We start from the raw sequence: 26,049 nt of genomic DNA on the forward strand, positions 1-26,049 counted from the left end.
ATCATAAAATGTCGTTTCGAGCGTCCGTAAGTAGCTCTCCATGCAGGGTACAGACATAACCGCCGTCGGGACACTCATCCAGCCACATCAGCCCCGCCCTGTTCAGCAACAGCGGCGAGCGCCCAGGCAATGCTAGTGAGAACCGGTTACACAACGCTGGAGACGTGCGAGGTTACGAGGAGTGTTCGATCGGTTGTGAAATTTCACATCCACTCTGATCGGCACTGAAAATCCGCTTCGGACTGGAGCGGGCCGGTATCTCTGATCTGGAGATTCTCCGCGAGTCCGCATTTCCGGGGCCATCGGGCCGTCTTGCCATCGACCATTGTCAGGCGGACGGTTCCGGTTCATCGTGACGGGACCGCGAGCGTCCGGACGCGTCCGCAGGAGACCCCGCCGCGCGACCGTCGGGCGCGTAGAGCCGAACGGCAGGTACCCCCTCATGAGAAGCCCCCGCCGATTGCGTTCCCTGCTCGCCGTCCCGTCGGCGCTGGCACTGGCACTGGCCGGGCTCGTGGCGCCGTCCGCCGCGGCGGCGCCCGGTCCCGAGACCGCCGGGCAGTACGTCGTGACCGGTCCCCGGACCGGCCAGCAGCGCAGCCAGGTGGCCCGGACCGGGGCGGCGATCGACGCCGTCCGTGCCGGCGGCCTGGAGGTCAGCGCCATCCCGTCGGAGGTCCGGGCGATCCGGCGGCTCGGCTTCGCCGTGCGGCCCGCTCCCGCTCAGCCCGCGAACCCGAGCGCGGCCCCGAGCATCGCGGCGACGTCGTACCACACCTTCGCCGAGATGCGGCAGGAGGTCGACTCCGTCGTCGCCGCCCACCCGCAGATCGCCCGCCAGTTCGTCGTCGGCAAGTCCTACCAGGGCCGCGACATCGTCGGCGTGAAGATCAGCGACAACGTGGCGACCGACGAGAACGAGCCCGAAGTAATGATCATCGCTAACATCCACGCGCGGGAGCGGCTCACCGCCGAGCAGGCGCTCGACTACATCGGGCAGCTCACCAGCGGGTACGGGTCCGACAGCCGGATCACCGCCCTGGTGAACGCGCGCGAGATCTACGTCATGCCGATGGTCAACCCGGACGGCCAGGTCTACGACATGACCAGCGACACCCAGCCGGGCCGGATGTGGCGCAAGAACCGCCAGCCCAACGCCACGTCCACGGGCACGGACCTGAACCGCAACTTCGCCTACAAGTGGGGCTGCTGCGGCGGCTCGTCCGGAAACGGCGCCAGTGAGACCTACCGGGGCACCGCCCCCGAGTCCGCCACGGAGACGAAGGTCCTCGCCGACTTCGTGCGGAGCCGGGTCGTGGGCGGCAAGCAACAACTCGGCATGTTCCTGGACATCCACTCCGACGCGGAACTGGTCCTGTGGCCGTTCGGCTACACCTACAGCAACACCGTCGCGGGCTCGATGTCCGCCGACGAGGAGGCCGCCCACCGCACCATCGGCCGGGAACTGGCCTCGACGAACGGCTTCACGCCCGAGCAGTCCAGCGACCTCTACATCACCGACGGCACCACGGACGACTACACGTGGGGCCAGCAGCGCATCTTCTCGTTCACGTTCGAGCTGGCCGGGGGCAGCTTCTACCCGGCGCCGTCCGCGATCGCCGGTGAGGTCCAGCGCAGCCGCGAGGCCCTGCTGCGGCTGACCGACTACGCCGACTGCCCCTACCGGGCCATCGGCAAGCAGAGCCAGTACTGCGCCTAGTGACGGGCCGCGCGCCGGTCCGGTGCGGCCCGCAACGGACCGGACCGGCGCGTCAGCCGAAGCGTTCCCGCAGGACGGGCAGGAGGTCGGCCTCCGCCCAGGTCCGGAAGTCCTTCTGGTGCTCGGCCCCGGACTGGCAGAACGAGACGTGGGTGAAGCCCGCGTCGGCCCACTGCTGGACGGCCTGGACGTAGTCGTCGATTGAGTCGCCGCAGGGGACGGACTCCACGACGTCCTCCGGCCGGACGGTCTTCGTCGCGGCCTCGAAGTTCACCGGCCCCGGCAGTTCGGACATGACCTTCCAGGACGGGGCCGAGAACCTCCAGATGCGGTGGGCGCGCCGCTTGCACTCCTCGTAGTCGTCGCCGAAGGCGACGGGGATCTGCCCGTAGGCGGGCTTGCCCGCGCCGCCCTCGGCGCGGAAGAGGTCGAGGACGGCCCCGATGGGCCGGTCGGAGATCATCAGATCGGCGTGCCGGGCCGCCAGCCGCCCGGCCCGGGGGCCGAACGCCGCCATCCCGATCGGGACGGGCCGGTCCGGCAGGTCGTAGAGCTTGGCCGAGTCCACCCGGTAGTGCCTGCCCCGGTAGTTGACGTAGTCGCCGCCGAACAGCGCCCGGATGATCTCCACGGCCTCGGCGAACATCTCGTGCCGGACGTCCACCGGGGGCCAGTCCCGCCCCACGACGTGTTCGTTCAGGTTCTCGCCCGCGCCGAGGCCGAGGACGAACCGCCCCTCCGACAGCACGCCCATCGTCGCGGCCTTCTGCGCCACCACGGCCGGGTGGTAGCGCATGGTCGGGCAGGTCACGAGCGTGATCAGCGGGATGCGGCGGGTCGCCTGGGCGAGCGCGCCCAGCACGGACCACGCGTAGGCAGAGTGGCCCTGCTCCTCAAGCCACGGGAAGTAGTGGTCGGAGATGGTGGCGTAGTCGAAGCCGGCCTCCTCCGCCTCCACGCAGTCGGTGACGAGTTGCCTGGGCGGTGTCTGCTCGCAGAGCAGCGAGTAACCGAATTCCATGCGGCTCGCATACCCGTGCCACGGCGCCGAATCGTCAAGGCACGGTCAGTTCCCCAGCAGGTCCAAGAGATCGTCGGCGTGCTCCTCCTCCGCGGCGAGGATGTGCTCCATGATCCGGCGCGTGGTGACGTCGCCGTCGCCGAGCCAGCGGATGATCTCCTGGTAGGACTCGATGACGATCCGCTCGGCGACGAGGTTCTCCTGGAGCATCGCCTTCAGGTCGTTGTCGTCGAACGTCACGTAGGTGGTGTGGGAGCGCTCGGCGATCGTCTTCGGGTCGAAGTCGGGGTCGCCGCCGAGCTGGCTGATGCGCTCGGCGGCGCGCATCGCGTGGTCGCGCTCCTCCTCGGCGTGCTCGCTGAACTCCGCGGCGACCTGCGCCCGGTCGATCCCCGTCGCGCTGATCGCGTGCTGCGCGTAGCGCATCCAGCAGACGATCTCGGTGGCGACGACGTCGTTGAGGACGCTGATGACCTCCTCGGGGCTCCTGCCGTAGCCGGCGGTCACCGGCCCGTCGTTCATCTTCTGCCTGGCGCGCTCGCGGATCGCCGCCACGTCGATGCTGAAGCTGTTGTCGGCCATGCCTCTCCTCCTGATCATGCCTGGACGTAGGCGTCCTACCCGGTACGGGGAGCCAATGCGCCGGTACGCGAAACGGCGCGAGGCCACGGCTCGCCACTCCATGCTTGGCCACGGTCAGTCACACGTGCTATACGTAGAGCTACCCGCCTCGACCCGGGGCGGGGGCACAGGGACATCCGGTATCCACCTTGAGATCCGGGCGTGACAAGGAAGAAAAGGAACCACATGAAGTCCTTCAGCTACACCGAGCTCGACCAGCTCACCGGCGAGGTCCTGCCGGAGCGCGCCGTCCTGTCCACCCTGCTCGTCGGCGGTGGCAGCGACAACGACAACACGAACGTCAACCACGGCGGCAACGGCAACGGCACCACCGCGGTCGTCAGCACCTGCCAGAGCAACATCAGCCGGCCCGACAGCGGCCTGCTGCAGCTGGTCGGCCTGCACGCCCAGAACGACGCCAGCTCGCTCGTCTGCACGCCGAGCACCGCGATCTCCGGTCACTGAGCCGAGAACGTGTAACGCGGGCGCATGCCCGCACCGGAAGGGCTGGCGGTCCCTCGCCAGCCCTTCCCCCTTCTTCCCGCACACGCCGAACCCGCCGAACGCGAAAGCCGCCACATGACGCTCAACGATGCTCGTGAAATCAGCTACGCCGCCCTCGACCGGCTCGACGCGGAGATCCTGCCGCCGCGCCTGGCGATGTCCGCTCCGCGCGGCGGCGAGGACTCCACCGCGGTCGCGTACGCCTGCCAGACCACCTACTCGCCCGGGACGACCGGGCTGCTCGGGACCGGCCTGCTGGCCGAGGCTCCGTACTCGACGTTGTCCTGCGTCCCGGCCGTCACCGCGGTCGACCATCCCTGATGGGCTCTCCAGCGACGCCGGCCGTGGACGGGGGCGAGCCCAGGGCCCTCACCCTGCCCGCGCTCACCGAGGGCGCGGAGCTCGTCGGCGAGTTCAAGAACTCCGGCTACCGGGAGCCGCCCCAGCTCGTCAGCCTGCCCAACCGGCAGCTCGTCCGGTTGCCGCCGCTGCTGTTCCTCGTGGCCAAGGCACTGCACGAGCACCGGGACCTCGCGGGCTCCGACATCGAGGAGGCGCTCGACCGGGTGGCCGCCGCGGTCAGCGCCGAGGCCGGCGCCAGGCTGACCGCCGAGCAGGTCGTCTACCTGGTCGACCGCAAGCTGGCCCCGCTCGGTGTCACCACCTACAGCGACGGCACCGCACCGCCCGCAGTGAAGGCCGATCCCTTCCTGGCGCTGAAGTTCAAGGTCGCGGTGTTCCCGGAGTCGTTCACCTCGCTCATCGGCGACCTGTTCTCGGTGCTGTTCCGCCCCGTGGTCGTGGCGCTCGCGCTCATCGCGTTCACGGCCTGCGAGGCGTTCATGCTGACCTCGCGGTCGATCGCGGACGCGCTCTCGCTCGCCATCCTCAATCCCGTCAGCATCCTGCTCGTCATGGCGCTCGGCGTCGCGTCGTGCGCGTTCCACGAGGTCGGGCACGCCGCGGCCTGCCGGTACGGCGGCGTCCGCCCGGGCGTCATGGGCTGCGGCATCTACCTGGTGTGGCCCGCCTTCTACACCGACATCACCGAGTCGTACCGGCTGGGGCGCGCCGGGCGGCTCCGCACCGATCTCGCGGGCGTCTACTTCAACGGCATCTTCGTCGTCGGGCTGACGCTGCTGTACCTGTGGACGGGGTTCGAGCCGCTGCTCGTCGCCGTCCTCTACGTGAACCTGGAGATGATGCAGCAGTTGCTGCCGACCCTGCGGTTCGACGGGTACTACATCATGTCCGACCTGGTCGGCATCCCCGACCTGTTCAAGTACATCGGGCCGATCCTGAAGCGGGCGCTGCTGCGGCGCCCGGCCGACGCGCGGCTGAACGACCTCAAGCGCTGGCCGCAGATCTTCGTCACGTTCTGGGTCCTGACCGTCATACCGCTGCTGGTGTTCCAGGTGGGCCTCATCCTCACCCAGGTCCCCTCCCTGGTCGCGCAGGACTGGGGCATGATGCGCAAGCTGGCGGCGGCCGCCGCGAACGGGGCGGGCCCGCTCCAGCTGATCACCTCCGGTCTGCAGATCGTGCTGCTCGTCCTGCCGCTGGCCGGTGTGGCGCTGATCCTGTGCAGCATGGGGCGGCGGACGGCCCGGTGGGCCCTGCGGTACGTGCAGGGGCGGCCGCCCCAGCCGGTACCGGACGCCTGAGCACGCCCGGACGAGCGCCGGACGCCCTCGCGGGGGCGTCCGGCGTTCGCGTTCACCGGCTCCGGAAATGCATTTTATACGTTCTTTCATTGGAGCTTCGAGCGCGCTGCGGACGGGAATCCACTGCGCATAGGGAGAGAAATCGACCGCACCACGGCGCTCTCCTTTCTCCACGGCCGGCACCATCCCGCCGGTGTTTCCGGAAGGCCCGCCTTGCTTTGCCGTACCACCCCCGCCGCCCTGCTGGGGGCCTTCGCCCTGCTCCTCCCGCTCCTCCCCGCGCACCGTTCCACGGCGATCGCCGGCACCGGGGCGCGGGTCGTCGCCGAGACGGCCGTCGCGTCCCGCACCATCGACCTGACCATCGACTCGCCGGCCCTGGACGGCAGCCGGAAGGTCCGCCTCCTGCTTCCCAGCGGCTGGTCGAAGGACGCGACCCGCACGTGGCCCACCCTGTGGCTGCTGCACGGCGGCGTCGACGACTACACCGCCTGGACGCGTGACACCGACGTCGCGCAACTCACCGCCCGCAGCGGCGTCATCGTCGTCATGCCGGACGGCGGCTACTGCGGCAATTACTCCGACTGGTGGAACTACGGGCGCGGCGGCTCCCCGCAATGGGAGACGTTCCATATGACCGAACTCCGGCGCATTCTCGAACGCGACTACCATGCTGGAGCGGACCGTGCCGTCGCCGGCAATTCCATGGGCGGTCTCGGCGCCATGCTGTACGCGGCCCGCTTCCCCGGCATGTTCAAGGCCGCGGCGGCGTTCAGCGGTTACCTCGACACCCTCTACGGTCACGAGCCGGGCGACGATTCGATCGGCTGGGGGCCCTCCCTCGCCTGCCCCGGCACCGACTGGCGGCGCGTCTGGGGCGACCCCGACGACCAGGCCGCGATCTGGCACGCGCACAACCCGACCGATCTCGCGGACCGGCTGCGCGGCGTCCGGCTGTGGGTGGCGAGCGGCAACGGCAAGGCCGGGGCGCTCGGCGGGCTGCCGTTCACCGACCCGGTGGAGGCCGCCGCCGGCGACGCCGCGCACGCGTTCGTGGACCGGCTGCGCGAGCTGGGCGTCCCGGTGACCGCGCGCTTCTTCGACGGCCAGCACGACTGGCCGTACTGGCAGCGCGACCTGCACGAGGCGTACCCGATGCTGATGGACGCCCTCGGGGCCGGTTAGGTCGGCCCGGCAGGTCGGCCCGGCAGGTCAGTCCGGCAGGTCAGTCCGGCCGCATCGCCTCCATGCCGCCCAGACTCCTGGACGATCCGTGCCATTCGAGGAGGAGGACGGTGGCGTCGTCGTCCAGGCGTCCCGCATGGTGCTCCAGGATGTTGTGGATGAGGCGCCGCAGCGTCTCGGGCGCGGACAGCCCGTCGGCGTTGCGTTTGATCAGGAAGTCGATGAAGCGGGGCAGACCGAACTCCTGCTTGTCCGGGTCGCGGGCCTCCACGATTCCGTCGGTGTAGAGCAGGATGCGATCGCCCGGTTCGAGCTGCTCCGCGCACAGATCGGGGGCGATGCCGAGGCCGGTTCCCAGCGGGGTGCCCGGCCGGCATTCGAGCGTGGTCACCCAGCGTCCCTTGCGGATGATGACCGGCACGGGATGGCCGTAGGAGGCCCACGACAGGACACCGGAGCGCAGGTTGAGCTCCGCGAGGACGGCCGTCACGAAACGTCCGCTCGTGTTCTCCTCGGCGAGCACGTCCTCGATCGCCTGCCCGGTCTCGATGAGGCCGCCCGCCTTGAGCCGGCCGTTACGGAACGCGGCGACGGCGAGGCTGGCCGTCAGCCCGGCGGCGGTGTCGTGTCCCATGGCGTCGAAGATCCCGACGTGCACGGTGTCGCCGGCCAGCGCGTAGTCGAAGGTGTCCCCGCCCAGCTTGTAGGCCGGCTCGAGCGCCGCACTGACGACCACTTCGTCGTTGGCGAAGGTCAGCGGCGGCAGCAGCCGCCACTGCATCTCGGCCGACACCGTCATCCCCCCGGTCCGCACCAGCCGCGAGAACGAGTCGCTGTACGGCCCCTTGCTGACGATGATCAGTGCGACCAGCCCGGCCAGGTACTCGGCGTCGCTCCTGAGCCGCTCGTCGTCGCGCCGGATGGTGGTCCGCAGGACGCCGATCCGCTCGGCGCCGTCGAGGATCGGGAACCAGAACTGGCAGGTGCCGTCGTCGAACACCTGGCCGATCACCGGCTCCATCGTCTGGAACGCCCGGCCCGCGATCGTTCCCTCGATCTTGAGTTCCGGGCTCTCCGCCCCGGGGTCCGCGCCGGCGTCGGGGCCCTTGCCGGTGAGCAGCCGCAGCACCGTCTGCTGGAGGTCCACGACGTAGATCAGCACGTCGTCGAGGCCCACGTCCGCCGCGGTCCGGGCGGCCGCGCCCGGAAGCTGCTCCATGGACATCAGGTGACTGGCCGCCACCAGTTCTCTCAACATCCGCTCGCCCGTCCCCTGTCGCCCGTCCCCCGTCCCTGTCCCTGTCGCCCGTCCCCGCGACCTCGTCTCCCCACCGCCCTACCCGCCATCGCCGCCGAGTACCGCCGGGCCGTGCCGTGGCAGGGTACCGCGAACTACTCGCCAGTAGGTGAGATGGGACACACCTGCGGGAACACCCGCCCGCACCTCGGAACGTTTGATGCACAGGTCACGGGCCGTGCTTATCGATTTCCGGCAAACCGCGCCGGAAAGCACGCCCAGGAATTCCCGGAAGGACTGTGCTAAAACCCGTCTGGGGTTCGGCGACGCGGAAGGAACGTCATGGGCGCGGCGGAGGCTCTCGCACAGGTGGCCGACACGGAACGCTATCCGCTGGCCGAGCCGGGCGGCGCGGGATGGAGCACCGTCGTTTCCCGGACGCGGGACGAGCTGGCGAAATCCGGGTGCTGCGTGCTGCCCGACTTCATTCGCCCCGCATTGCAGGACGCGCTGCGCACGGAATGCGCCGCGATCGCGCCGTCCGCCCATTATGACGTCGAAACGGTGAACGCCTACAACATCGACGTCGATACGCCTTTGCCGGACGACCATCCGGGGCGCATCACCGTCGAGCGGGGCAACGCGTTCGTCGCCCGCGACCGCATCCCCGCGGACCTCATCGTCCACCGGCTCTATACGAGTGCGCTGTTCCAGCGGTTCGTGGCGAGCTGCTTCGGGTTGCCGCGCGTGCACGAACTGGCCGATCCGCTGTCGGGGCTGTGCCTCAACGTCGTCAACCCGGGGATGGAGCATCCCTGGCATTTCGACACCAACGAGTTCACCGTCAGCCTGCTCACGCAGGAGCCGGAGGACGGGGGCGTCTTCGAGTACTGCCCGAACATCAGGACGGCGGAGCGGGAGAACCTCGGCGACGTCCGGGACGTGCTGACCGGGCGCGGCGAGCACCTCGTCCAGCGGCTCGCGCTGCGCCCCGGCGACCTGCAGCTTTTCAAGGGGCGGTACTCGCTGCACCGGGTGAGCGCCGTCCGGGGGGACACGGCGCGGCACACGGCGATCTTCGCCTACAGCGAGCGTCCAGGCGTCATCGGTAGCGTCGCGCGCACGAGGCAGCTCTTCGGCCGCGTCCTGCCCGAGCACCTGGCGGCGGAGGGACGCGCCGTCCGGGTGGACCAGCTGCTCGACTAGGAGGCCGTTGTCACGCGTGGACACGACAGGCAGGATCTCGGAAACGACAGGCAAGATCTCGCTCGACCACATCTACACGCGGCCCGATCCCCGCGCCTACTTCAGCACCCTCCGCGACCTCGACTACAACATCCCGGAACTGGCGAAACCATACTTCCAGCGGCTCATCGCCGAATATCGGGAGGCGCACCAGGTCGCGGTTCCGACCGTTCTGGACATCGGCTGCTCTTACGGCATCAACGCGGCCCTGGTGAAACACGGCGCGACGATGGCCGAGCTGTACGATCGATACAGCGGCCGCGACGCCCACCGGCACACGCGCGCCGCGCTGCTGAACCGCGACCGGGAGCTGGTCGATTCCGGTGAACCTGCGAATCGGGTCCGTTTCCTCGGGCTGGACGCCTCGGGCAGCGCCCTTTCCTACGCGCTCGAAGCGGGATTCCTCGACGGCGCCGTCCACGCGGACCTGGAGAACGGCGAGCCGACCGACGAGCAGCGAGCGCAGCTCGCGACGACGGACCTGGTCATCTCCACGGGCTGCCTCGGCTACGTCACCGAACGCACCATTTCCCGGATCGTCGACGCCCACGACGGCCGCCTGCCGTGGATGGCGCATTTCATCCTGCGCATGTTCCCGTTCGACCCCATCGCCGACACTCTCGCCGCCGCCGGATACGAGACCGTCCGCTCGGACGGCCCGTTCAAGCAGCGGCGGTTCGCGACGCGGCAGGAGCAGCAGTCCGTCCTGGACCGCCTCTCGGACGTCGGCGCCGACCCGGCCGGCCTGGAGAGCGACGGCTGGTTCTACGCACAGCTCTACATTTCCCGCCCGCGCGGCTGAACGGCGGGCGGCGCGGACCCCACGCGGCTGAAACGACAAGCGCTGAAACGAGACACGAGGAACGAAGTGAACGCCAGCGAAGAGATCTCGTCCCGCACCTTCGGCAACGAGGCGGGCCTGCCGCGCGTGCCGCTGCCCACGCTCGACGCGACCTGCGAGCGTTTCATGGAATGGTGCGGGCCGCTGCTGACCACCGACGAGCGGGCCCGGACGGAGTCGGCGCTGGCCGCGTTCGTCCGGCCGGACGGCCCCGGCCGCAGGCTGCACGCGGCGCTCGAACGCTACGACGCGGCGGAGGGCGTGCACAGCTGGCTCGACACGTTCTGGCCCTACCGCTACCTCGGCCGCCGCGACCGGATCGCGCTGAACGCCAACTTCTTCTTCCTGTTCAAGGAGTCGCCCGAGGGGCAGGTGGAGCGCGCGGCCGGGCTCATCGCCGGGGCACTGGACTACAAGCTGCGGCTGGACGAGGAGCGGATCCCGCCGGCCCAGCAGCGCGGCCGTCCCCTGTCGATGGCGCAGAACCGGTTCCTGTTCTCCACGACGCGCATCCCCGGCGCCGAGCAGGACACCGTCCGCGCGCCCTACACCGACGCGTGGCCCGGCCCGTCCCGCGCCCGCCACATCGTGGTCTTCTTCCGCGGCAACATGATCCGGATGGACGTGCTGGGCCCGGACGGGCGCCCGCACACCCTCGACGAGCTGCGCGCGGGCCTCGGCACGATCATGAAGGCGGAGGCGGCGACCGAGCCGTCCACCGGGCACCTCACCACCAAGGCCCGCGCCGAGTGGGCGGCGAGCCGCGACGCGCTGCTGGCCCTCGGCAACGGCAAGGCGCTCGACGACGTCGAGACGGCGCTGTTCTGCGTCTGCCTGGAGGACTTCACCCCCGCCGACACCCTCGAAGCCTGCGACCACCTGCTGCACGGCGACAGCGGCAACCGCTGGTTCGACAAGGCCGTGTCCTTCGTCGTCTTCGGCGACGGCACCGCGGGCATCAACGTCGAGCACTGCGGCCTGGACGGCACCACGATCCTCAGCTTCGTCGACGCGCTGCTCGGCACGCGCCCGGAGGAGCTGTCCCGGCGTTCGGGCGCGGCGCCGCAGGGCCTGCCCGCCATCGAGTCGATCGAGTTCGTCCTGGACGACGCCCTGCGCGAGGACATCCGGGACGCTGCGGCCTCCTTCGCCGGCTACGCCGCCGCGACCGCCACGACCACCGTCTCCTTCGACGACTTCGGCGCCGACGAGGCCAAACGCCTGAAGACGTCGCCGGACGCGTTCGTCCAGATGGCCTACCAGCTCGCCCACAAGCGGGCGAAGGGCCTCACCGGCACCACCTACGAGTCGATCGCCACCCGCCAGTACCGGCACGGGCGCACCGAGGCGATGCGCGTGGTCACCCCCGAGGTGCTCCGGTTCGTCGAGGCCATGGACGACCCCGCGGCCGGGCCCGAGGCCCGCCGCAACGCCTTCCGCGCCGCCGCCGAGGCCCATGTCCGACGCGCGAAGGAATGCCAGGCCGGGCAGGCGCCCGAACAGCACCTGTGGGAACTCCAGCTGATCCAGAAGCGGCGCGGCGCCGAACTCGGCGTCACCGAGCCGCTCACCCTGTTCGACACGCCGGGCTGGCTGAAGATGCGCGACGACTACCTCAGCACCAGTTCGGCGCCGTCCGTCAACATCCGGTACTTCGGGTTCGGGTCCACCAGCGAGCAGTGCATCGGCGTCGCCTACGTCCTCCTCCCGGACCGCTTCAACGCCTACCTGAGCACCCCGCGGCCCGTCGCCGAGGCCATGCACGCGTTCGCGGACCGGCTCCGCGAGGCGGTCCGGGAACTGCGCGACCTCCTCGCCTGAGCGGGCGTCCGCGGCGGATCACCGGCCCGGCCGGGCGGGCCGGTGGGTCCGCCCGACCGGGTACAGCCAGCGCCGGAGCAGCCGGCTGAGCCCGGGCATGATGAGCACGGTGAGCAGCGGGATCACGATCACCGGGAAGACCAGCGCCTGGAACGGCACCGGCCACGACTTCGTCAGCGGTGTGGCGAAGGCGTTCAGCAGCAGGCTCAGCGGATAGACCGCGCAGAAGGTGACGACGACCATCTTCGCCTTGGACGGCGCCGGAACCGACTCCCCGGGCAGGCTGAACCACGTCTCCAGCCCGGTGGTGTCCTGGTGGTGCTCCTCGGCGATGCCGTGGAGCCGGTCGATCCACCGGGCCCGGTCGGACGATTGCATCCACCGGTCGAGCCCCTCCTGGTCGGCGAAGTTCACGACCGTGTAGTACCGGTGCCGTGCCCCCTCGGCCCGCAGCCACGTGGCCCCCCGATGCCCCGAGTAGCCGGTCGCGACCTCGTGGAGCCCCTGCGCCCACTCCTCGAAGTCGTGCTCCCTGCCGGGCTTCACATCCCACGTGACCACGAGCGTGACGGTTCCGGGGTCCGTTTCTTCCATGTACCGGTTTTCACCAGATCACCCCGTTGCATGCGAGACCCTGGCCGCCTGTCAGGTCGCGGCGAGGGCCTCGGTCGGGCTGAGGCGGGACGCCCGGATCGCCGGATACAGGCCCGCCACCGCGCCGATGACCAGCGTCGCCGCGAGGCCGCCCAGCACCGCCCAGGCCGGGACCACCACCGGCCAGCCCTGGGAGAGGGCGTAGCCGGCGGTCACGAGCGTCCCGATGAGCGCGCCGCCGATCCCGCCGAGCGCCGACAACAGCAGCGACTCGGCGAGGAACTGCGTGCGGATCTGCCCGCTGCGTGGACGCCGCCCGGATAGCTCTTCGTCACGTCCCGCAGCGTGATCATTTCGGCACCCCCACGACCGTGCCCTCGGCGATCCCCGCACCGGAAACCTCGACCTTGCCGTCCGCGAACAGCCCGGTCTCGACCGGGACGTACGCGGACGCCGCGCCCTTGACGACCTCCACCCCGAAACCGCCCTCGCTCAGCGCGACCAGCGCCGTGACGGGGACGGTCAGCACGTCCTTCCGCTCGCCCGCGGTGAATGTGACGTCGACCGAGGCGAGCGCGTACCGGGCGGCGGCCTTCCGCGCCTTGGCGGAGTCCAGCCAGATCGTCACCTCGACCTTCGTCTCCGGGTCCTCGCCCTGTCCGCCCTGGTCGATCACGGTCGTGACCTCGTCGATCTCGGCCGTGACGGTCTCGTTCTCGGGCAGCGTCACGGTGACCTTCGCGCCCTTCCGCGCCATGCGCTGGTCCGCGGTGTCCAGCTCGACGGTGACGGCCTGGCCGGTGCCGGTGTAGTCGAGGACCTTCTTGCCGGGCGCGGCGGGCTCGCCCGGGTTGGCCTGGACGCTGTCGACCCGGACGGGCCCGGCCGCGTACACGACGCGCCCGAGGTCGACGACGCCGGTCTCCGCCACGCCGATGTCGTCCTGCCATTCCCGGACGGCGTCGGCGGTGTCGGACGTGTACTCGCCGTCCACGGTGAAGCCGTCGTAGCCGAGGGCGCTGAGGTTCTTCTCGAACCGCTTCACGTCCGACCCCTCGGTGCCGACCGTCAGCGCCCGGTAGGACGGCTTCGACCAGGGGCCGCGACCTCATCACTTCCCGCCCTGGAGGATCTTCTGGCACTCCTGCTGCGCGGCCTCGAAGTCGGGGTCCTCGCCGACCTTCTCGTCGATCCGGATGCCGCGCTGCCCCGGCTCCGGGTCGGGGAACGCCTCGACGCCGTTCTTTCGCATGCACTCGGCGTGCTCGCGGGCCCGCTGCTGCATCTTCGGGTCCGGGGCGTCGATCGCGTGGGACTGCGGGTCGTACTGCCGGCACGCCTCCATGGCCTTGTCGATGACGTCCTTCTTGCCCTTGACCTTGATCTGGACGCCCTTGCCGGGCTCGGGGTCCTCCATGTCGACGCCGTGCTCGCGCATGCACTGGGCGAACTTCACGCCCATCTCGTCCGGCTTCGGCTTCGCGCCGCCGCCCGCCGCGGCGGTCTGCTTCGCCCCGCCCGCCGACGCCACCCCGGTGTCGCCCTTGTCATCCGAGCCGCAGCCGGTCAGGGTCAGCGTCAGCGCGAGCGGCAGCACCGCCAGGATCCGCAGTCGCATGTCTCCTCCTCGCGTCGCGGCCGGAGCCGTTCCGGCCGGACGGCAGCGATGCAACCCGGCGGGATGTTTCCCCACCGTTTCCGCCGCCCGCCGGTCCGTTCCCTAACGCGGAGGAAACACGGCGTCGGGCAGCATCGGCCGGTGGAGGAGGCCCTCATGAGAGTGCTGGTGGTGGAGGACGAGCGGCTGCTCGCCGACGCGATCGCCGAATGGCTGCGCAACGACGCGCACGCCGTCGACCTCGCCTACGACGGGGCGGCGGCCCTGGACCGGGTCGGGGTCAACGACTACGACGTGGTCGTCCTGGACCGGGACCTGCCGCTCGTCCACGGCGACGACGTGTGCCGCGAGATCGTCCGGGACGGGACGGCGGCGCGGGTGCTGATGCTGACCGCGGCCGCCGAGGTCACCGACCGGGTCGACGGCCTCGGGCTCGGCGCGGACGACTACCTGACGAAGCCGTTCGCGTTCCCCGAGCTGGCCGCCCGCGTGCACGCCCTCGGCCGGCGCTGCCGCCCCGCCGCGCCGCCGACGCTCCACCGCGCCGGCATCACCCTGGACCCGGCGCGGCGCGAGGTGTTCCGGGACGGACGCTACGTCCCGCTCGCGCGGAAGGAGTTCGCCGTCCTCGCCGAGCTGCTGCGCGCCGACGGCGCCGTGGTCTCCGCCGAGCAGCTCCTGGAGAAGGCGTGGGACGAGCACGCCGACCCGTTCACCGGCGCCGTCCGCCTCACCATCCTCGAGCTGCGCCGCAAGCTGGCCGAGCCGCCCGTCGTCGAGACCGTCAAGGGAGCGGGGTACCGGATCCCGTGAGACTGTCGCTGCGGGCCCGCCTGACCCTCACCTTCGGCGGCCTCTTCCTCGTCGCCGGGGTCGTCCTCCTCGGCGCCACCTACGCCCTGTTCGACCAGCAGCTCTCCCGGTCGGATCCGAAGGTCTTCACCACCCGGCTGGGCCCCGGCCCGGAGTCCACGGGCGAACCGCGGCCCGACACCGACGACCTCGTGGACCAGACCAGGCGCTGGCAGGAGCGGCAGCGCGACGAACTCCACGACGCCGCCGTCACCTCGCTGGTCACACAGGGGTCGATCGCGCTGCTCGTCGTCGGCGGCGCCGCGGCGGGGTTCGGCTGGCTCATCGCCGGCCGCGTCCTCGCGCCGCTGCACCGCGTCACCGAGACGGCCCGCCGCATCGCCGGCTCCCCCGCCGCCGACCGGAGCCTGCACGAGCGCATCGCGCTGCGCGGCCCGGACGACGAGGTGAAGGAGCTCGCCGACACCTTCGACACGATGGTGGAGCGCCTCGACCGGTCCTTCGACGGGCAGCGCCGCTTCGTCGCCAACGCCTCCCATGAGCTGCGCACCCCGCTCACCCTCGGCCGCGCCCTGGTCGAGGTCGCGATGCAACGCGAGTCGGCGTCCCCGGACGTCCGGCAGCTCGGCGAGACGCTCCTGCAGATCAACGCGCGACACGAGCGCCTCATCACCGGCCTGCTGCTGCTCGCCCGCTCCGACAACGAGATCACCACCCGGGCCCCGGTCGACCTGGCGGACGTCGTCACCCACGTCACGTCCCAGACCGCCCGCGAGGCCAAGGAGGCCGGGATCGCCGTCGAGACCGAGACCGCCGAGGCGATGACGGCGGGCGACGCCCTCCTCCTGGAACGGGTCGTGCAGAACCTCCTGGAGAACGGCCTGCGCCACAACTTCGAAGGCGGCTGGGTCAGCGCCACCTGCCGCACCGAGGGCGACCGCGCCGTCCTGGAGGTCGCCAACTCGGGCCCGGCCGTCCCGCCCTACGAGATCCCGGCGCTCTTCGAACCGTTCCACCGCCTCGACGGCGACCGCATCGTCACCGCGAAGGGCGCGGGCCTCGGGCTCTCCATCGTCCAGTCGATCGTCCGCGCGCATGGCGGCGCCCTGACCGGCGTCCCGCGCTCCGAAGGCGGCCTGACCGTCACCGTCACTTTGTTCTCCGGCTAGGGGAAGAGAGCGCCCACGACGGAATCGCCGACGTCCTGTCACCGGACACGGAGCCGCCCCCGTCAGCGGTGTGCGGCGTGGCGGCGCAGGTCGCGGGGGCTGACGCCGAAGCGGCGGCGGAAGGCGTGGCTGAGGGCGCTCGCCGAGGAGAAGCCCGTCGCGTGGGCGAGGTCGGTGATGGTGGCGTGCCGGTAGAGGGGGTCGCGCAGCCGGTCCCGGACGAGCCGGAGCCGCTCCTCGCGGATCAGCTCGCGCGGGGTGGTCCCGGCCCGCTGCAGCGCGAGCTGGATCTGCCGCAGCGACCAGCCGAGGTCCTGCGCCATCACGCTGCCGGTGAGGCCGGGATCGGTGGCGTGCGCGCGGACGTGCCGGCGCACGACGGCCTCCACCTCGGCGAGATGGCCGGGGGCGGGCCGGCGGTCGTGCCCCGCGACGATGAGGCACAGCAGCTCGGTGATCCGCTCGCAGGCGGCGTCGAACTGGGGCGCGGAGAGCGTGTCGCGCTCCTCACCGACGGCCCGCACCATGTCGGCGACGACGCGGCCGAGGCCGGCGGTCAGGTCGAGGCCGGTCACCGGCGGGGACGGGACGTTCAGCCGCCCGTCCACCTCGCGGGCCGGGATCGTCAGGACGAGCGCGCGGGCGGGGCGCCGCTGGACGACCCGCAGCGGCGCGGCCGGCGCGACGAGGCCGCCCGTCCCGGGGCACAGCCGCGACTCCCGGCCGTCCTGGAGCATGAGCAGCTCGCCGTGCAGCGGCAGCAGGAACCGGTAGCCCGCCGCCGCGGTGGCGTGGTCGCGGTCCGCGCCGTGCAGGACGAGCCGGTAGGCGGCGCCGTGCCGCCGGGGCGGCCCGCCGAGGAGGTCGTCCACCCGCAGGCCCTTTCCGCCGGTCCGTGCCGCGCCGGTCCCGCTCCGGCCCGGTGATCATTGCGATTCCGAGCGTAGTACGATCACCGCCGCCGAATCACCCGAACTCAGCGGAAAGTAATCCGATTCAGACTGTGGGTGATCTTGCGGTGCGCCCGGCGGCACGTTCCTTGCGCGCGAGCACAAGCGCGCCCCCGCGAACCCCCCTACGGTGCCGAACCTGTGGCGTGTTCGCGCCACTCCCCCGGCCGTGCGGCCGGTCCACCCCGCCCGAAAACCCCTCTGCACCGAGGATCTGATGGAGCAATTCCTCTTGGCCGCGGCGTTCGTCATCGTGGCGGGCGCCGGCATCGCCGCCGGCGTCCTGCTGGCGCGCCAGCGGCACGCGACGGCCGGGCTCCGCGAGCAGAACGCCGCGCTGGCCCGCAGCCTCGACCTGCGCGAGAAGGAGCTGCGGCACCTCGCGGACGTCCGGCTGCCCGAGCTGATGGAGTCACTGACCAATCCGGGCGTGCGCGTCACCGGCCCGCTGCACGACCTGGACCGCGAGGCCCCCGCCTACGGCCAGGCGATGCAGACCGTCGTGGACCTGTTCGCCGGGTCCGCCGCCCGCGTCCGCGAACGCGCCGACCGGTCGGCGAAGTCGACGCTGCGGGCGATGATGCGCGCCGTGCAGAGCCTCGCGAACGAGCAGCAGCTCGCCATCTCGCACATGCAGGACCGCCACGACGACCCGGCCGTGCTGGAGGGCCTGCTCCGCGTCGACCACATGAACGCCCAGCTCGGTCGGCGCGCCCAGGCCACCGCCGTGCTGTGCGGGTCGTGGCCGGGGCAGCAGCGCTCGGCGTCCTCGCTGACCGACGTGGTGCGCGGCGCGACCTCCCGCATCCGCGACTACCTGCGCGTCAACCTGGAGGGGACGGTGAGCAGCGCGGTGACGAGCCGCGCCGTCGAGCCGGTCGTGCTGACGCTCGCCGAACTGCTGGACAACGCCGCGCGGCACTCCCGCCCGGACACCGCCGTCGAGGTCAACTTCCGCTCCGCGCACAACGGCGTCGCCGTCACGATCGACGACGCGGGCGTCGGGATGGACGCCGACGAGCTGCAGCGCGCGGCCGAGCTGCTGTCCGGCGACGCGTCGGTGGACATCCACCGGCTCGGCGACCCGCCCCGCGTCGGGTTCGCGGTGGCGGGCGTGCTCGCCGCCAGGTACGGGTTCCGGGTGTCGGTCGACAGCCACTCCCCCTACGGCGGCGTGCGCGCCGTGGTGTTCCTGCCGGCGGCGCTGCTCACCACCGTCCCGGACGAGCGGCGGCCCGAACCGGCGGCCGTGCCCCGTCCGGCCGGAGAGAGCGCCGCGGCGGCGGACGGCGCGTCGACGCCCGGCGGCCTGCCCAAGCGGAGCCGCGTCGCCGTCGCCGAACGTCCCGCCGGCGACGCCGCGGCGGCCGAAACCGCCGGCGGCGAGACCGCCGCGCAGGACGCCGGGGAGCGGCCCCCGGCCCGGCCCGCGCGGGAGACCGCCGCCGGACTCGGCGCCTGGCAGCGCGGGACGCGGTCCGGCCGCGCCTCCGCCCCGCCGTCGCAGACCGGGGAACCGAGCATCGAAGGCAAGGACCTGCGGCCATGAACGAGGGGTGGAACGGCGCGATGGACGACGGTACGAACCGGCTCGGCTGGATGCTGGACGACGCGCTGCGGATGCCGGAGACCCGCTACGCGATCCTGCTGTCGGCGGACGGGCTGCTCATGGCGCACTCCGAGCGGATCGGCCGGGACGAGGCGGAGCGGCAGGCGGCCGGGATGGCGGGCCTGCAGTCGCTCGCCCGCAGCACCGCCGAGTTCTGCGGCGACGCGACCAGCATGTGGCGGCAGACGGTGAACGAGTTCGACGACGGCTACGTGTTCCTCGTCGCCGCCGGGCCCGGCGCCTACCTCGCGGTGTCGGCGACGCAGCACGTGGACATGGAGAGCGTGTCGTTCCGGCTCCAGGAACTGGTGCAGCGGCTGGGCAAGGAGCTGACCAGCCCGCCGCGTCCGGGCGCGGGCGGTTCCGCATGACCAGGCGCGGGAACGAGCGCGCGCTCGTGCGCCCGCACGTCGTCACCGGCGGGCGGGCGCACCCGACCCGCAACGTGTTCGACCTCGTCACCCTCGTCATCGCGACCGGCGACCTGCCGCTCCGCTCCGGGGAGAGGAGCCCCGAGGGCCCCCGGCGGCCGCTCGGGACCACCGGGCTGTCCCCCGAGAAGCTCCGCATCGTCGCGCTGTGCCGCGGCGGCGCGCTGTCGGTCGTGGAGATCGCCGGGCATCTCGCCCTGCCCGTCGGGGTCGTCAAGGTGCTGCTCTCCGACCTCGTCGACAGCGGGCACCTCACCACCCGGGCCGCCGCGCCCGCCGCCCGGCAGTCGAAGACCCGCCTTCTCCAGGAGGTGCTCGATGGACTCCGCGCCAGCCTCTGACCCGTCCTACGTCCGGGCCAGCGTCCGGACGGCCGTCAAGGTCCTCATCGTGGGGCACTTCGCCGTCGGCAAGACCACCTACGTCGGGACGCTCTCGGAGATCCGCCCGCTGCGCACCGAGGAGCGGATGACGCAGGCGGGCGCGACCGTGGACGATCTCGCCGGCATCCGCGACAAGACGACGACCACCGTCGCGATGGACTTCGGCCGCCTCACCCTCAGCGACGACCTCGTCCTCTACCTGTTCGGCGCGCCGGGCCAGCAGCGCTTCACCCGGCTCTGGGACGACCTGGCGCGCGGCGCGCTCGGCGCGCTGGTCCTCGTGGACACGGCCCGCCTCAAGGAGTCCTTCGCCGTCATGGACGTCGTGGAGAAGCAGGGCCTGCCGTACGCGGTCGCCGTGAACCACTTCGACGGCTCGCCCGTCTTCCCGGACGACGAGGTGCGCGAGGCCCTCGACCTCGCACCGGGGACGCCGCTGGTCACCTGCGACGCGCGCGACCGCAGGTCGTCCACCGAGGCGCTGATCTCGCTCGTCGACCACCTCCTCACCCTGGATCGGGAACCCGCATGACCGAACCGCAGCGCATCGCCCTGTACGGCCCCGAGTTCGCCCGGAACCCGGGCGCCGCCTACGCACGGATGCGCGCGCACGGCGACCTCGCGCCCGTCGAGCTGTCCCCCGGCGTCCCGGCGACGCTGGTCATCGGGTACGAGGCCGCGCTGGAGATCCTCCGCGACCCGGACACGTTCCCGCGCAGCAGCGAGGTGTGGGAGGAGGAGGTCGGCCCGGAGTGCCCGGTGCTGCCGATGATGATGGCGCGGCCGAACGCGCTGTTCACCAACGGTTCCGAGCACGCGCGCCTCCGGTCGGTGATCGTCGACAGCCTGGGGCGGGTCGACCCGGCGTCGCTGCGCGAGCACGTCCAGGCCAGCGCGGACGTCCTCATCGACCGGTTCGCGGGCGACGGCAAGGCCGACCTCATCGGCCAGTACGCGCGGACGCTGCCGCTGCTGGTGTTCAACGAGATGTTCGGCTGCCCCCGCGACATCGGCGACAAGCTCGTGCGCGGGATGAGCGCCATCTTCGACGCCGTGTCCGCCGCGGAGGGCAACGCGCTGCTCGCGGAGGCCACCGGCGAACTGATCGCGCACAAGCGGCAGGAGCCGGGCGCGGACGTGACGTCGTGGATGATGCGGCACCCCGCGCGACTCGACGACCTCGAGATGGCCCACCAGCTCACGCTGCTGGTCGGCGCGGGCACCGAGCCGGAGCAGAACCTCATCGCCAACGGCATCCTGCTGCTGCTGTCGGACGACCGGTTCGGCGGCGACCTGGCCGGCGGCAGCATGCCCGTCGAGGACGCCCTGGACGAGATCCTGTGGACCGACCCGCCGATGGCCAACTACGGGGTGACGTTCCCGCGCCGGGACGTCGACTTCCACGGGCACAGGCTGCCCGCCCACCAGCCCGTCCTGATCGGCTACGCCGCCGCGAACACCGACCCGTCCCGGGCGACCGCCGACCGGAAGGGCAACCGCGCGCACCTGTCGTTCGCCGGCGGTCCGCACACCTGCCCGGCCAAGAGCCAGTCGCGGCTGATCGCGTCCGCCGCCATCGAGGTGCTCCTCGACCGGCTGCCCGACCTCGACCTCGCCGTCCCGAGGGACGTGCTGGAGTGGCGGCCGGGCCCGTTCCACCGCGCCCTGGTCGCGCTGCCCGTCACGTTCCCGCCCGCCGGAGCACGGGGGCCGCGAAGCACGGGGACCGCGAAGCACGGGGACCGCGCGGCGCGGTGAACCCTGGCCGGGGGTGCGCGCGTACCTCCGGCCGTGACGGCGCACGAGGCGAACCCGGACCGGACCGACCGGGCGATGCTCGTCATCGGGGCGGCCGCGCTCGCGCTGGTCGTCCTCGCGCTCGCCCTGCGGCTCGGCGGCGCGTTCAGCGAGACCGCGACCCCGGGGCTGTCGCAGGCGGGCGCGCTGACCAAGATCGGCCTGTCGGTCGCGAAGCTCGGCGGCCAGGTCGCCGCGGTCCTCACCGTCGGCTGGCTGCTGGTCGCGGCCGTGTTCGTGCCGGGGACGTCCGCCACCGGCCGCCGCTGCCTGCGCGCCGCCTCGCTGACCGCGCTGGCGTGGGCGCTGTGCACGCTGGCGCTGATCGTCTTCACCGTCCTCGACCTGTTCGGGGTCGGGCTCGGCGGCGTCACGGGGAACATGGTGCGGACGCTCGTCATCGAGCTGCCGCAGGGACGGGCGCTGCTCCTCGTCCTCGCCGCGGCGGTCGGCCTCGCGGTCGCGGCGGGCCTGCCCCGCGCGGCGGGCGGCGCCGGGTACCTGCTCGCGGGCGCGCTGGCCGCGCTGCTGCCGCCGCTGTTCACCGGGCACGCCGCGAGCGCCGCCGACCACGCACTCGCCGTCTGCAGCCTCGCCGCCCACGTGCTCGGCGTCGCGCTGTGGATCGGCGGGCTCGTCGCGCTGGTCACCGTGGCGCCGGACGTCCAGGACGGTGTCTCCCGCGTCGTCGGACGGTACAGCACGCTCGCGGCCGTGGCGTTCGCCGTCGTCGGGGTCAGCGGCGCGGTGAACGCCTGGGTGCGGCTCGGCGGCGTCCACCTCGGATCGCGCTACGGGATGCTGGTCGTGGCGAAGGGCACGGCGCTCGCCGTCCTCGGCGCGATCGGCTGGTGGCACCGGCGCGCCACGATCCCCGCGCTGCGGGACGGGACGGGCCGGCGTCCCTTCCTGCGCTTGGGCACCGTCGAGATCCTCGTCATGACCGCGACGATGGCGCTCGCGACGGGGCTGTCCCGCACGCCCCCGCCCGAGAACGCCCCGGACACCCTGGACGTCGTCGCGCTCCGGCTCGGCTTCCCGCTGCCCGGTCCCGCCGGGATCGGCCCGTACCTGCTGAACTGGTGGCCGGATCCGCTGTTCTTCGCGCTGATCGTCACCGGGGCCGTCCTGTACGGGGTGGGCGTCGCGCGCGTGCCGGGCTGGCCGTGGCGGCGGAGCGCGGCGTGGGCCGGCGGGCTGCTCGTCCTGCTGCTCGCCACCGCGAGCGGAATCGCGCGCTACAGCATGGTCTTGTTCAGCGCCCACGCCGTCCAGCACGTCCTCGTCGGGCTGGTCGCGCCGTTGCTCCTGCTGTACGGGGCTCCGGTGAAACTGGCGCTCAAGGCGATGCGCGGCGAGGGCCGGGCACTGCTCGCCGCAGCGGCGGGCAGCCGCGGCCTGCGCATGCTGAGCCATCCGGCCGTCTCGTCCGCGCTGCTCCTGCTCGGCCTCTACGCCTGGTACGTGTCTCCGCTGTTCCCGCCGTCGCTCAGCAACCACGCGCTCCACTCGCTCGCGATGGTCGCCTTCCTCGTCATCGGGGTCGCGTACTTCCACGGGACGGCCGGGACGCTCGTCCCGGCGGCGATGCTGCCGCTGCACGTGATCGCCGGGGTCGCGCTCATGCGGGACGGGACCGTCCTCGGCGGCTGGTACGAGGACCTCGGCCGCCGGTGGGGCCCGTCACCGCTGGACGACCAGCGCCTCGGCGCGCTGCTGCTGTGGACGGCCGCGGCCGTCGTCACGGCCGCGCACGGGATCTACTGCCGGAGCCGCCGGTCCACGACGCGGCTGAGCGCCTCCACGACCGTCGGGTCGTACTCGGCGGCCGAGTCGAGCCGGAGCCGCTCCAGCACGGCGGCGCCCCGGTCGCGGTCGGCCGAGTCGCCCACGAGGTCGTCGTAGGCGTTGGCGACCTTGATGATGCGGCCGGCGAGCGGCGGCGGGATCGGCCGCTCCGCCGGGTCGCCGACGGGTTCGCGGCCCGTCCGGTACGGGTGCGAGGACAGCTGCACGATGTGCGCCACCCGGTCCAGCACCCCGGTCTGCTTGATCACCTCGGCGCCCAGCTCGGCGATGCGGCGCTGCTCGGCCGGGGACGCCAGGACGGTCGCGCCGCCCGGTATCGGGTCGCCGAGCGACAGCTGCCCGATGTCGTGCATCAGCGCCGCGTACTCCAGTTCGAGCAGCTCCTCCTCGGCCATGCCGAGCTCGCGCCCCATCGCCACCGCGAGCCAGGCCACCCGCCGCGAGTGGCCGGCCTCCACGTAGCCGCCGACCTCGGTGACCCGCGACAGCGCGCGGACGGTCTCCAGGTAGGTGGCGCGGATGCCGGCGTACCGGCGGAACGCGAACTGCGTCACCAGGATCGGCACCGTGAAGATCAGCAGCGCGGCCTGGCCCATCGCGGTCGTCGCGACCGCGATCAGCATGGCGGTGGCGCTGGTCGCCGCGCACAGCGCCATGTTCGCCTCGACCTCGTCGCGCAGCGCGATGCCGAACCGGGACCGGACGGTCTCCGCCCGGATCATCGCGGCGATCAGCAGGTCGGTGAAGCAGGACGCGATCACGACGACGCCCATCACCGCCAGCAGCAGGTACCAGGCGAGGTCGAGGGAGAGCAACGGCCGGAAGCACAGGGCGATGAGCGCGACGGTGAACAGCCGGCGCGCCATCGCGTCCGGCCGCGGCGTCCGGCCGACCGCGATGTGCGGCAGCGAGCCGACCAGCATGCCGACCGCGGTGACCGCGACGACCTGCAGCGCGGAGTGCTCGGCCGGGACGACGCCGAGCGGCTCGCCCGGCGCGGCGCCCTCGGGGCCGACGCCGACCAGCAGCGCGTACCCCATCGCGCCCGCGCTCGCGATCGGCGCGACCTCCCGGTTGCCGGGCATCACCATGCGGAACAGCTCGCCGAGCGCGATCAGCACACCGAAGATGATCGCGATGTCGGGCTGGTGGAGGCCGACCGCCGCGACCTGCGTGATCGCGACGACGGCGAACAGCCCGGCGGTCGCGATCAGCAGCAGCTGGCCGGAGTCGATGGTCTGCCACGCGGCCCGCTCCCGGGCGGGGATCCGGTCGGCGGTCACTGGTGCCGCACCCCGTCGCCGGTGACGCGCAGCGGCGCGCTCGGGTCGTCGTGGTCCTGCTGGGTGGTCTCGACGACGTCGTCGTCCGGCAGGACGACGGGCTCGGGCGGCTCCCAGCCGTCGCGGTCGAGCGCCCGCAGGAACGCCTCGACCATCTCCGGGTCGAAGTGGTCGCCCATGCCGCGGCGCAGCTCCGCCACGGCCGCCTCGATGCTGCGGGCCGCCCGGTAGGAGCGCGTCGAGGTCATCGAGTCGAACGCGTCGGCGACCGAGATGACCCGGGCGAACTCGGGGATCTCGTCCCCGGCGAGGCCCATCGGGTAGCCGCGGCCGTTCATCTTCTCGTGGTGGTGCATGATGCCGGCGAGCGCCTCGTCCAGGAACCCGATCTCCCGGACGATCTCCAGCCCGCGCATCGGGTGCAGCTGGATCGCGGCGAACTCCTCCTCGGTCATCGGACCGTTCTTCTGCAGCACCTTGGTGGGGACGCCGAGCTTGCCGACGTCGTGCAGCATCCCGGCGTAGCGGATCGCCTCCACCCGGTCGGCGCGCATCCCGATCTCCTGCGCGATCATCACCGATCCCCGGGAGACGCGCTCGGAGTGGCCGCGGGTGTAGAAGTCCTTGGTCTCGACCGCCTGGCAGAGCGCGGCGAGGGTCGCGGCGTGCGCCTGCTGCTGCGCGTACGCCTGGTCCATCGCCCACCGGGCGATGAACAGCGGGAGCAGGACGAGGACGGCGGCGAACGGGCCGACCCGCGGCCAGAGCCCGGCGATCAGCAGGCCGACCATGCCGTAGCCGAGGCAGCCGACGGCGAGCTGGCCCTCGCGCAGCAGCTCGCGCGGCGCGGCCTGCCGGCTGAGCAGCAGGACCCCGGCCGTCAGCGCCAGGTTGACCAGGACGAAGGTGACCAGCGCGCCGAGGAACGGGCCGATGACGCTCTCCACCCAGCGGGTCTGCCCGGGGTGGAAGCGGGCGCCGCCGAGCAGGTCGAACACCGTCCCGGCGATGAACCCGCTGAGCGCGAACTGCGCGCCGTTGAAGATCCGCTTGACCGGGGCGAAGATGCGCTGCCCGGTGACGACGGCGACCAGGCCGAGCAGCGCGGCGCCGACCGGGCCGAGCAGCACCACCGAGGCCAGGCTCGCGGCGAAGCTCAGCGACACCCTGGCGCGCTCGACGTTCAGCCGCGCGGGCGCCGAGTCGCAGACGAGGAAGAGCAGGGCCAGCACGGCCAGCTTGCCCCAGTCCAGCTCCGCGAAGGACGACGTCGCGATGAGGCCGGCCGCGAGGGCCACCACACCGCAGACGTACGCCCAGGCAGCGAGAGGAAGTCCACGCATTGCCGCCCCTCGGGGAGTGACGAGATGGCGGGCCGCCGCCGGGGTGCTGTGCGCCTGCCGGCGCCTAGACCCAGGACACGCCCTTGGTCAGCATCAACGACGACGCCGAGGCGCTCGGGCGCCGGCCGAGTCCTGCCGGCGACACACTCTTGAGCATGGCTCCTTGCCTCCCCCCGCCGAACCGGGCCGTCCCGGCCTCGCGGCCGGCCATCGGGCCGGGCGCGGACCCGGCCTTCCCGGGCGAGCACATACCCCGAATTGCATCGGTGGGCACGCGCTCCCGTCGCTGATTTCGGCACAAGCCTAACGCGAACTGCCCAGGTCACACACGCGTGAGGGAAAATCTGAGCAAAGTGTGAAGCGACCGTCACCATAGGTGATCAATTCGCGG

General features: G+C 72.1%; 25 protein-coding genes and 1 pseudogene. 16 read left to right on the forward strand and 10 right to left on the reverse strand.

Annotated elements, in window-relative coordinates; translation table 11 throughout:
• Positions 1–442: 442 nt before the first annotated feature.
• Positions 443–1,720 carry a M14 family metallopeptidase gene (locus SM418_RS00790; RefSeq protein WP_371938845.1) on the forward strand — a complete coding sequence of 426 codons (1,278 nt, stop codon included), beginning with the start codon at positions 443–445 and terminating at the stop codon, positions 1,718–1,720.
• A gap of 52 nt (positions 1,721–1,772) precedes the next feature.
• Here SM418_RS00790 and SM418_RS00795 read toward each other — a convergent pair whose 3' ends face one another.
• Both SM418_RS00795 and SM418_RS00800 read right to left on the reverse strand, forming a co-directional pair.
• On the reverse strand, positions 1,773–2,741 hold the full coding sequence (locus tag SM418_RS00795) for a TIGR03557 family F420-dependent LLM class oxidoreductase (RefSeq protein WP_371938844.1): 969 nt from the start codon (positions 2,739–2,741) through the stop codon (positions 1,773–1,775).
• Positions 2,742–2,786: 45 nt separating this feature from the next.
• The gene (locus SM418_RS00800) at positions 2,787–3,323 is read right to left on the reverse strand and encodes a ferritin-like domain-containing protein (RefSeq protein WP_371938843.1); all 537 of its coding nucleotides are present in this window, start codon (positions 3,321–3,323) and stop codon (positions 2,787–2,789) included.
• A 225-nt stretch (positions 3,324–3,548) separates the two neighbouring features.
• Between SM418_RS00800 and SM418_RS00805 the strand changes: the two genes are divergently transcribed.
• The 4 genes from SM418_RS00805 to SM418_RS00820 all read left to right on the forward strand — a co-directional run bounded on the left by SM418_RS00805 (position 3,549) and on the right by SM418_RS00820 (position 6,715).
• Positions 3,549–3,827, forward strand: coding sequence for a hypothetical protein (locus SM418_RS00805; RefSeq protein ID WP_371938842.1), 279 nt, complete (start codon positions 3,549–3,551; stop codon positions 3,825–3,827).
• A gap of 24 nt (positions 3,828–3,851) precedes the next feature.
• Entirely contained in the window at positions 3,852–4,187 is a 336-nt protein-coding gene (locus SM418_RS00810) for a hypothetical protein (RefSeq protein WP_371938841.1), read from the forward strand.
• Positions 4,187–5,530: a zinc metalloprotease gene (locus tag SM418_RS00815; protein WP_371938840.1), complete on the forward strand. Its 1,344-nt coding sequence runs from the start codon at positions 4,187–4,189 to the stop codon at positions 5,528–5,530. Before SM418_RS00810 ends, SM418_RS00815 begins: the two co-directional genes overlap by 1 nt.
• A 213-nt stretch (positions 5,531–5,743) precedes the next feature.
• Entirely contained in the window at positions 5,744–6,715 is a 972-nt protein-coding gene (locus SM418_RS00820; protein WP_371938839.1) for an alpha/beta hydrolase, read from the forward strand.
• Between the two features lie 40 nt (positions 6,716–6,755).
• On the opposite strand, the gene SM418_RS00825 is transcribed toward SM418_RS00820, so the two are convergent.
• Positions 6,756–7,973: a PP2C family protein-serine/threonine phosphatase gene (locus tag SM418_RS00825; RefSeq protein WP_371966034.1), complete on the reverse strand. Its 1,218-nt coding sequence runs from the start codon at positions 7,971–7,973 to the stop codon at positions 6,756–6,758.
• Between the two features lie 321 nt (positions 7,974–8,294).
• On the opposite strand from SM418_RS00825, the gene SM418_RS00830 reads away from it, so the two are divergent.
• The 3 genes from SM418_RS00830 to SM418_RS00840 all read left to right on the forward strand — a co-directional run bounded on the left by SM418_RS00830 (position 8,295) and on the right by SM418_RS00840 (position 11,859).
• Positions 8,295–9,158, forward strand: a complete 864-nt coding sequence (locus tag SM418_RS00830) for a HalD/BesD family halogenase (RefSeq protein ID WP_371938837.1) — start codon at positions 8,295–8,297, stop codon at positions 9,156–9,158.
• A gap of 16 nt (positions 9,159–9,174) precedes the next feature.
• Positions 9,175–9,999: a class I SAM-dependent methyltransferase gene (locus tag SM418_RS00835; RefSeq protein WP_371938836.1), complete on the forward strand. Its 825-nt coding sequence runs from the start codon at positions 9,175–9,177 to the stop codon at positions 9,997–9,999.
• A gap of 66 nt (positions 10,000–10,065) precedes the next feature.
• Positions 10,066–11,859: a choline/carnitine O-acyltransferase gene (locus SM418_RS00840; protein ID WP_371938835.1), complete on the forward strand. Its 1,794-nt coding sequence runs from the start codon at positions 10,066–10,068 to the stop codon at positions 11,857–11,859.
• An 18-nt stretch (positions 11,860–11,877) separates the two neighbouring features.
• Here the strand turns inward: SM418_RS00840 and SM418_RS00845 are convergent, their stop codons facing one another.
• From SM418_RS00845 to SM418_RS00860, 4 genes are all read right to left on the reverse strand, one after another.
• Complete coding sequence (locus SM418_RS00845; RefSeq protein WP_371938834.1) at positions 11,878–12,453, reverse strand: antibiotic biosynthesis monooxygenase; 576 nt, start codon at positions 12,451–12,453, stop codon at positions 11,878–11,880.
• A gap of 51 nt (positions 12,454–12,504) precedes the next feature.
• Positions 12,505–12,846 (reverse strand): ABC transporter permease, encoded by a 342-nt coding sequence (locus SM418_RS00850; RefSeq protein WP_371938833.1) that lies wholly within the window; start codon positions 12,844–12,846, stop codon positions 12,505–12,507.
• Positions 12,803–13,498, reverse strand: a complete 696-nt coding sequence (locus tag SM418_RS00855; protein WP_371938832.1) for a peptidoglycan-binding protein — start codon at positions 13,496–13,498, stop codon at positions 12,803–12,805. Before SM418_RS00855 ends, SM418_RS00850 begins: the two co-directional genes overlap by 44 nt.
• Before the next feature lie 66 nt (positions 13,499–13,564).
• Positions 13,565–14,071, reverse strand: a complete 507-nt coding sequence (locus SM418_RS00860; RefSeq protein WP_371938831.1) for a hypothetical protein — start codon at positions 14,069–14,071, stop codon at positions 13,565–13,567.
• A 156-nt stretch (positions 14,072–14,227) separates the two neighbouring features.
• Here SM418_RS00860 and SM418_RS00865 point away from each other — a divergent pair, with 156 nt between their 5' ends.
• Positions 14,228–14,884, forward strand: a complete 657-nt coding sequence (locus SM418_RS00865; RefSeq protein WP_371938830.1) for a response regulator transcription factor — start codon at positions 14,228–14,230, stop codon at positions 14,882–14,884.
• A complete protein-coding gene (locus SM418_RS00870) occupies positions 14,881–16,053 on the forward strand; it encodes a sensor histidine kinase (protein ID WP_371938829.1) in 1,173 nt (390 codons plus the stop codon). The genes SM418_RS00865 and SM418_RS00870 overlap by 4 nt, the downstream gene beginning before the upstream one ends.
• Before the next feature lie 62 nt (positions 16,054–16,115).
• Here the strand turns inward: SM418_RS00870 and SM418_RS00875 are convergent, their stop codons facing one another.
• The gene (locus SM418_RS00875) at positions 16,116–16,925 is read right to left on the reverse strand and encodes a helix-turn-helix domain-containing protein (protein WP_371938828.1); all 810 of its coding nucleotides are present in this window, start codon (positions 16,923–16,925) and stop codon (positions 16,116–16,118) included.
• 295 nt (positions 16,926–17,220) lie between these two features.
• On the opposite strand from SM418_RS00875, the gene SM418_RS00880 reads away from it, so the two are divergent.
• The 6 genes and pseudogenes from SM418_RS00880 to SM418_RS00905 form a co-directional block, all read left to right on the forward strand.
• Positions 17,221–18,552: an ATP-binding protein gene (locus SM418_RS00880; RefSeq protein WP_371938827.1), complete on the forward strand. Its 1,332-nt coding sequence runs from the start codon at positions 17,221–17,223 to the stop codon at positions 18,550–18,552.
• A complete protein-coding gene (locus tag SM418_RS00885; protein ID WP_371938826.1) occupies positions 18,549–18,983 on the forward strand; it encodes a roadblock/LC7 domain-containing protein in 435 nt (144 codons plus the stop codon). The genes SM418_RS00880 and SM418_RS00885 overlap by 4 nt, the downstream gene beginning before the upstream one ends.
• Entirely contained in the window at positions 18,980–19,384 is a 405-nt protein-coding gene (locus SM418_RS00890) for a DUF742 domain-containing protein (RefSeq protein ID WP_371938825.1), read from the forward strand. Before SM418_RS00885 ends, SM418_RS00890 begins: the two co-directional genes overlap by 4 nt.
• Positions 19,362–19,958 carry a GTP-binding protein gene (locus SM418_RS00895; protein ID WP_371938824.1) on the forward strand — a complete coding sequence of 199 codons (597 nt, stop codon included), beginning with the start codon at positions 19,362–19,364 and terminating at the stop codon, positions 19,956–19,958. Before SM418_RS00890 ends, SM418_RS00895 begins: the two co-directional genes overlap by 23 nt.
• Positions 19,955–21,184 (forward strand): cytochrome P450 family protein, encoded by a 1,230-nt coding sequence (locus tag SM418_RS00900; RefSeq protein WP_371938823.1) that lies wholly within the window; start codon positions 19,955–19,957, stop codon positions 21,182–21,184. The genes SM418_RS00895 and SM418_RS00900 overlap by 4 nt, the downstream gene beginning before the upstream one ends.
• Before the next feature lie 420 nt (positions 21,185–21,604).
• Positions 21,605–22,966: pseudogene (locus SM418_RS00905) on the forward strand (bifunctional copper resistance protein CopD/cytochrome c oxidase assembly protein); the annotation flags it as partial.
• 17 nt (positions 22,967–22,983) lie between these two features.
• Here the strand turns inward: SM418_RS00905 and SM418_RS00910 are convergent.
• On the reverse strand, positions 22,984–24,315 hold the full coding sequence (locus tag SM418_RS00910; RefSeq protein WP_371938822.1) for an HD-GYP domain-containing protein: 1,332 nt from the start codon (positions 24,313–24,315) through the stop codon (positions 22,984–22,986).
• Positions 24,312–25,658, reverse strand: coding sequence for an HD-GYP domain-containing protein (locus SM418_RS00915; RefSeq protein WP_371938821.1), 1,347 nt, complete (start codon positions 25,656–25,658; stop codon positions 24,312–24,314). Before SM418_RS00915 ends, SM418_RS00910 begins: the two co-directional genes overlap by 4 nt.
• Between the last annotated feature and the right edge of the window lie 391 nt (positions 25,659–26,049).

This window comes from Actinomadura chokoriensis, assembly GCF_041463665.1.
Classification (GTDB): Bacteria; Actinomycetota; Actinomycetes; order Streptosporangiales; family Streptosporangiaceae; genus Spirillospora; species Spirillospora chokoriensis_A.